The organism is Streptomyces sp. NPDC001668, from assembly GCF_042893155.1.
GTDB lineage: Bacteria > Actinomycetota > Actinomycetes > Streptomycetales > Streptomycetaceae > Streptomyces.
The window spans coordinates 20,997-27,663 of record NZ_JBIAUQ010000012.1 but is presented as its reverse complement, the minus strand read 5'-3'; the positions used below and the strand labels follow the sequence as shown (position 1 = coordinate 27,663).

Annotated in this window: 4 protein-coding genes, 1 tRNA gene and 1 pseudogene; 4 read left to right on the top strand and 2 right to left on the bottom strand. The window is 69.5% G+C overall.

Features of this window, described 5'->3' with window-relative positions; all coding sequences use genetic code 11:
- The 4 genes and pseudogenes from ACFYZ8_RS30540 to ACFYZ8_RS30525 all read left to right on the top strand — a co-directional run.
- Window positions 1-242, top strand: a pseudogene (locus tag ACFYZ8_RS30540) (RNA helicase); the annotation flags it as partial.
- Window positions 243-457: 215 nt separating this feature from the next.
- Window positions 458-3,565 carry an FG-GAP-like repeat-containing protein gene (locus ACFYZ8_RS30535; RefSeq protein WP_388542109.1) on the top strand — a complete coding sequence of 1,036 codons (3,108 nt, stop codon included), beginning with the start codon at window positions 458-460 and terminating at the stop codon, window positions 3,563-3,565.
- Window positions 3,566-3,628: 63 nt separating this feature from the next.
- The gene (locus tag ACFYZ8_RS30530) at window positions 3,629-5,188 is read left to right on the top strand and encodes an amino acid permease (protein ID WP_388542107.1); all 1,560 of its coding nucleotides are present in this window, start codon (window positions 3,629-3,631) and stop codon (window positions 5,186-5,188) included.
- A gap of 98 nt (window positions 5,189-5,286) precedes the next feature.
- Window positions 5,287-5,359, top strand: a tRNA-Lys gene (locus ACFYZ8_RS30525).
- Window positions 5,360-5,506: 147 nt separating this feature from the next.
- On the opposite strand, the gene ACFYZ8_RS30520 is transcribed toward ACFYZ8_RS30525, so the two are convergent.
- Together ACFYZ8_RS30520 and ACFYZ8_RS30515 are read right to left on the bottom strand one after the other, a co-directional pair.
- Window positions 5,507-5,848, bottom strand: a complete 342-nt coding sequence (locus ACFYZ8_RS30520) for a DUF6907 domain-containing protein (RefSeq protein ID WP_388542105.1) — start codon at window positions 5,846-5,848, stop codon at window positions 5,507-5,509.
- A 61-nt stretch (window positions 5,849-5,909) separates the two neighbouring features.
- Window positions 5,910-6,665: a hypothetical protein gene (locus tag ACFYZ8_RS30515; protein WP_388542103.1), complete on the bottom strand. Its 756-nt coding sequence runs from the start codon at window positions 6,663-6,665 to the stop codon at window positions 5,910-5,912.
- Window positions 6,666-6,667 lie beyond the last annotated feature (2 nt).

The window sequence follows — 6,667 nt, the reverse complement described above, 5'->3', positions numbered from 1 at the left end:
CGGACCGCCCCACCGGCGGCTTCAACCGCGACCGCCGTGACGAGCGTCCGTCCACCCACCGGGGCAGCGACCGTCCCTTCAACCGCGACCGTCAGGGCGACCGCCCCACCGGTGGCTTCCGCTCCGGCGGCCACGACCGCCCCACCGGCCGTCGTGACGACCACCGCACCACCGGCACCGGCACCGGCACCGGCTCCTTCGGCCGCCGCGATGACAAGCCGCGCTGGAAGCGCAACGGCTGACACAGTGTGAACGGCTGACACAGTGTGAACTGAGCGAGGGCCCGTACGACTTCGGTCGTGCGGGCCCTTTGCCATACCGGGGGAAACCGCTCTCCCCGGACTCCCTCAAGCTGTGAGAGGGCTGTAGGATCAGCCGTCTTCTGAGGGGGAAGCGACGGCTGGGGCCAGGGGGCACTGAGGAGCCGGCACCCTCTCTGTTCACGGGGAGGATCGTTTTGGCTCGTCATGCCTTCGTACGTCTCACGCGCGCGAGACGCGCGGCCCTCGCGGTGGCCGCCTCCGCGGCTCTCGCGGCCGGGCTGAGCCCGCTGCTGCCGTCGGCCTCGGCGGCCGAGGAGCCGCAGGAGACCGTGGTGCCGGCGTCGTTGCGCAGCACGTACACGGCGGCCTCGCTCTTCAACCCCTCGACCGGTGGAGGCCACGACGGCGCCGGCGCGCAGGGCGTGTTCCACTCGCTGGAGGGCAACACCGGGCTGGTCTGGACGCGGTACTCGGACGGCAAGTCGGTGCGGGTGACCACCCCGCAGGGAGTCCTCGGTACCTGGGGGACGGGCAGTGACGTCCTCGCGTACCGGTACGGCGACGGCCGCGTGGACCTGTGGAACGCCGCCGACGGGACCACCCGAACCGTTCAGCTGCCTTCGGGGACGACTCTGTACACGGCCTACGAGGACCTGGCCGTCGGCTACCGCACCGTCACCGCGGAGGACGGGACGACCAGCAGGGAGATGCATCTGCTCCTTCCGCAGTCCGACGGCACCACCCGCGACGTGCCGGTCGGCGGACTGCCGGACGGGGTGAGGCTGCTCGGACCGGTGGGCGGGGACGACAGCGATCTGCTCTTCCGGGCGGTCCAGGGCCGGCAGTACGTCTGGGTGATGGTCGACCGAGCGACGGGACAGGCCCGGAGCTGGTCGCAGCCGCTCTCCCACATCTACAGCCAGGCGCAGGTCTCCGGCCGCCATGTGGTCCTCTTCAACCCCAATGACGCCACCGTGCTGGTGCTGCCGCGCGACGACCTGTCGGGCACGCCCGCCGAACTCACGCTCTCCGGCAGCGGCGTGAACCCGGCCGAGGACCTGACCATCGTCGGCGACTGGCTGGTCCACCGGCCCTCCGCCTCCACGGCCGTCCTGGCCAAGCCGATCACCGGCGGCCCGTCGGTGCAGCTCGCCACATCGAGCCCCGGCATCTCGACCGGCCCGGACGGCACCGACGTCTTCATCGGCCGCACCGGCGCCGACGACTGGGGGATCCAGCGCCTGCACCCCGGCGCGGACGGCAAGCCGGCCGTCACGCTGGTCAAGCCGCTCCCCAAGCCGCCGGCCCCGGTCCAGGGCCTCTCCCTCCAGCAGGGCCGGCTGGTCGTCACCGACACCGGCGGCAGCTCCCGGCGCGACGACTATGTGCGGACCGTCGCCGTCACCGGGACACCCACCTTCGGCGAGCGCTCCGAGTTCACCCCCCGGATCACCTCGGACGTGGTGATCGGCGCCTGCGCGGCGACCGACGTGGCCTGCTCGCAGGTCTACGGCACGGCCGACGGGCGGATCGCCTGGCTGGAGCACACCACCTCCGGGACGGAGGACCTGCTCCGGGTCAACGGGCCGACCCCAACGGGTTATTGGGGCAAGGCCGTGCCGAAGGGCGGACGCATCACCGATGTCTCGGGCCGCTATGTCCTCTACACGGCCGCCGACAAGCAGTACGTCTATCTGATCGGCAACGACGCCACCCCGGTCGTCACCCGCACCCCTGGCGCCGCCGCGCTCGACGGCGACACCCTGTGGACCCCGGGCACGGCCCCCGGCACCGTCACCGCGTACAGCCTGACCGCGAAGAGGACCACCGAGACCCTCACCACGGACGCCGGCTGCTCCCCGGCCGGCCTCCAGGCGCTCGGCCGCTACCTGTACTGGACCTGTGACGGCAAGGCCGGTGTCTACGACCGTACGGCGCACACGTCGGTACCGGTGCCGACGGGCGAGGCCGCGCTCGGCGACGGGTTCGTCGTCACGCACGACAAGCAGGCCGGGAAGCTGACGCTGACGACGGTCGCGGACGGCACGCCCGCGAGCCGGGTGATCGGTGACCTGCCCGACACCGGCGACTCGCAGCGGAACGTGCGCTGGACCGTCGACAAGGCGGGCTCGAACGCGGCCTACGTGGACGCGCGGGAGCAGGTCCACCTCGTGCCGTCGGGGGTGGCGCAGCAGCCGCTGAGCCTGCTGGCACCGGTCACGAAGGCGGCGCTCGTCACGGCGCACGAGATCGACGCGACGCCGGACACCCTGGTCTCCCTGCTGCTGTCGAAGCCGACGGCGAGTTCGCGGCTGACCGTGCGTTCCAAGGCGACCGGCAAGGTCGTGTACACGCGGGACGGCGGCGCCGCGCGCGGCAGCCTGAACGTCGGCTGGCCCGGGACCGACTCCAACGGGAAGGTCCTGACCGACGGCCCCTACGACTGGACGCTGTCGGTCACCCCGGCGGACGGCGTCGGGGCCGCGCCGTCGTGGACCGGCTCGGTCGGGCTGCTCGACGGCCTCCCGGCCCGCCACCACCACGTCGGCGGCAGCGACGCCATCGGCGACCTGCTCACCCAGAGCTCCTCGGGCACGCTCTCCTTCCACCAGGGCACGGGCAAGGGCACGTTCACCGGGGACATTCCCAGCAGGGGCTGGGCGGCCACGGTGAAGCCGCTGCCCTTCGGCGACCTGAGCGGCGACCGCTGCAACGACATCCTGATGCGCTTGGCCAGTGGTGCCCTGCGCCTGTACAAGCCGGGTTGCAGCGCCGAGTTCAAGACGTCCACGCCGTACACGACGCTCGGCAGTTCGGGCTGGAACCAGTACGACGTGCTGACCTACCCCGGTGACGTGACAGGGGACGGCCGTCCCGACCTGATCGCGCGGGGTGCCTCGACCGGCACGGTCTACCTCTACAAGGGCACCAGCGCCGGCAAGCTCTCCGCCCGCGTGAAGCTCTACGACAACTGGAAGACCTACAAGAAGGTCGTCGGCACCGGGGACCTCAACGGTGACGGGATCGGGGATCTGCTCGCGCAGGACAAGTCCAACAACCTCTACCGGTACTACGGCAAGGGCGACGGGACGTTCTCGGCTCGCACGAAGCTGTTCACGGCGTGGGGCGGTTCGTACAACGTGGTCGTGGGTGCCGGGGACATCACCGGGGACGGCAGGGCCGACCTGGTCTCCCGGGACACCGGCGGGAACGTCTGGCGCAACAGCGGGGACGGCAAGGGGTCGTTCGGGGCGCGGGTGAAGATCGCCGGCGGCTGGCAGGGCTACAAGGGCCTTTTCTAGAGGGGCACTTCTCGGCCAAGTTGTGACGTGTGTCACGCCCCCGGTGTGGGAATCGCTGGGGGCATGACAGATGACGCCATAGCGAGCGGGCAGAAGGGCCCTTCCGACTCGGGCCTCTCCGACGAAGAACGGCTTGCCCAGCTCGGCTACACGCAGGTCCTCGCCCGCCGCATGTCGGCGTTCTCCAACTACGCGGTCTCCTTCACGATCATCTCGGTCCTGTCGGGCTGTCTGACGCTGTACCTGTTCGGCATGAACACGGGCGGCCCGGCCGTGATCACCTGGGGCTGGGTCGCCGTAGGCCTGATGACACTGTTCGTCGGCCTGTCGATGGCCGAGATCTGTTCGGCGTACCCGACCTCGGCGGGCCTGTACTTCTGGGCCCACCGCCTGGCCCCGCCCAGAACCGCGGCGGCGTGGGCGTGGTTCACGGGCTGGTTCAACGTGCTCGGCCAGGTGGCGGTGACGGCGGGCATCGACTTCGGGGCCGCGTCCTTCCTCGGCGCCTACCTGAACCTCCAGTTCGACTTCAAGGTGACCCCGGGCCGCACGATTCTCCTCTTCGCCGCGATCTTGATCCTGCACGGCCTGCTCAACACCTTCGGCGTGCGGATCGTCGCGCTGCTGAACAGCGTGAGCGTGTGGTGGCACGTGGTGGGCGTGGCGGTGATCGTCGGCGCGCTCACCTTCGCTCCGGATCACCACCAGTCGGCGTCCTTCGTCTTCGGCGAGTTCGTGAACCACACGGGCTGGGGGAGCGGGGTGTACGTCGTCCTCATCGGGCTCCTGATGGCCCAGTACACCTTCACCGGCTACGACGCGTCGGCCCATATGACCGAGGAGACCCACGACGCGTCCACGGCGGGGCCGAAGGGCATCGTCCAGTCGATCTGGACCTCGTGGATAGCGGGCTTCGTGCTGCTCCTGGGCTTCACCTTCGCGATCCAGTCCTACGACGGAGCCCGCACGTCCCCGACGGGCGCGCCGCCGGCCCAGATCCTCCTGGACGCCCTCGGCGCGACGGCCGGCAAGCTGCTCCTGCTGGTCGTGATCGGCGCCCAGCTGTTCTGCGGGATGGCCTCGGTGACCGCCAACAGCCGCATGATCTACGCCTTCTCACGCGACGGCGCGCTGCCGTTCTCGCACGTGTGGCACACGGTGAGCCCGCGCACCCGGACCCCGGTGGCGGCGGTGTGGCTGGCGGCGGCGGGGGCACTGCTGCTGGGGCTGCCGTACCTGATCAACTACGCGGCCTACGCGGCGGTGACGTCCGTCGCGGTGATCGGGCTGTACATCGCCTACGTCATCCCGACCCTGCTCCGGCTGCGCAAGGGCGACTCCTTCGACCGGGGGCCGTGGCACCTCGGCCGCTGGTCCCGCGTGATCGGCGTGGTCTCGGTGGTGTGGGTCGCCGTCATCACGGTCCTGTTCATGCTCCCGCAGGTCTCGCCGGTCACCTGGGAGACCTTCAACTACGCCCCGATCGCCGTCCTCGTCGTCCTCGGCTTCGCCTGGACCTGGTGGGCGGTCTCGGCCCGGCACTGGTTCCTGAACCCCGAGCACGAGCGCACCAAGGCCCGCGAGGCGGCCCGCGTGAACGCGCCAGAACCGGTCGATCCCTGACCTTCCGCCCCGTTCCGTCCTCCCGACGCGGCCGTGTCCCGGATACCCGATCGGAGACACGGCCACGTCCGGCTATGCTCGGGGAGGCAACATCGCCTGGGCCCTTAGCTCAATTGGCAGAGCAGTGGACTTTTAATCCATTGGTTGTGGGTTCGAGTCCCACAGGGCCTACCGGGGGCGAGGCCACTTTGTGGCCCTGACCAGCGGTTTTGTGGCCCCGACCGGTTCTTCCGGTCGGGGTCGTGCCATGTGAGGAGGACGTCTGCGTGAGCGGGTGTGCGACAGACAGCGTGGCTTGTTCATTCACCGCCTCCTTCTTCAGGGTTCGCTGCCGTAGGTGCTCCCCTGTGTGGCATCGAAGGCATTGGTGAGACCGTCGAGGCGGTCGGCGAGTTCTCGAAGCCGATCCGCATGTGCCGCGAGAGTGTCCGAGAGGTGGCGCAAGTCGTCGGAACCATGCGGATGCCAGTCGCCATCCATTTCGACGTTCACGAAGGGGACGTGACCGGGTGGGAGCTCGGTGAAAGGGCGTTGTTCGAAGCACGCACGCAGGATCACCGCTGTGCCACGGCTCGTTGAGGTCGTGAATTCGTAGTCAGGGCTCGCGTGAGTGATGTCGACGCGGTAGCCGCCGGGCTGATGCTCTTCGTGATCCAGCATGAGCGGGTTCCTTGGTCCGATAGCCGTTGGCCCTGAGGCGGAGAGGGGTGCGGATCCCAGCTCATTCCTCGTTCAGGAGCTCAGACGCGGCCTTCGGATCCATGAGGGTCGACCAGGCTTGCTCGGCGGGAAGAAGGGGGCGGCTGGGGAGGGCGTACTCGGGATACCAGTCGGTGGGATCGCAGCCGGGGACATGGCGCAGGATGACCGCGATGAGATCTTCCGGGATAGAGCCGGTGATGCGCACGGCGACATAGGTCTCATGGCCGTCGTCGGCGCGTACGAGGATGCCGAGGCGGAAGGTGGGAAAGTCGGCGGCGTGCTCATGCCCGTCGTGCAGTGATCCACGAGCCAGCTCCCGGACAGCCGCAGCGAGATGGCGGACAAGCCGCGTGCCGGCTTCGAGTTGGTAGCGGTCACGGTCATTTTGGTCAGGGAGGAGATGCCCCACGTACGCTTTGGTGCTCAGGGGCTGACGTTTGTCGGCGTTGTAGCGGGCTCGTGCCGCCATCGCGGACGTCTCCAGGGCTGAGTAGAAGTCGTCTGGCGACCCGTCCTCGCGTTGCCCGGCGGCGATGAGCCAGGGTAGGTCCTCGTCCGTCCAGACCGCTCCGCGCCAGCGCTGGACCTTGACTTTGAAGAGCACCTCATCATCGATCGAGCGGATCCGCTCCTGCCCCGACTCGCTTTCTGCGAAGCGTTCCCGGGCCTTGGCCAAGATCGGATGATCCAGTTCATCGAGCGGCTCCCGGGCTGACGGGAGCGGGAGTTTCAGGTCCTCGCGGAGCGCGCGGAGGGTGGGGCGAGCGGGCTGCACCG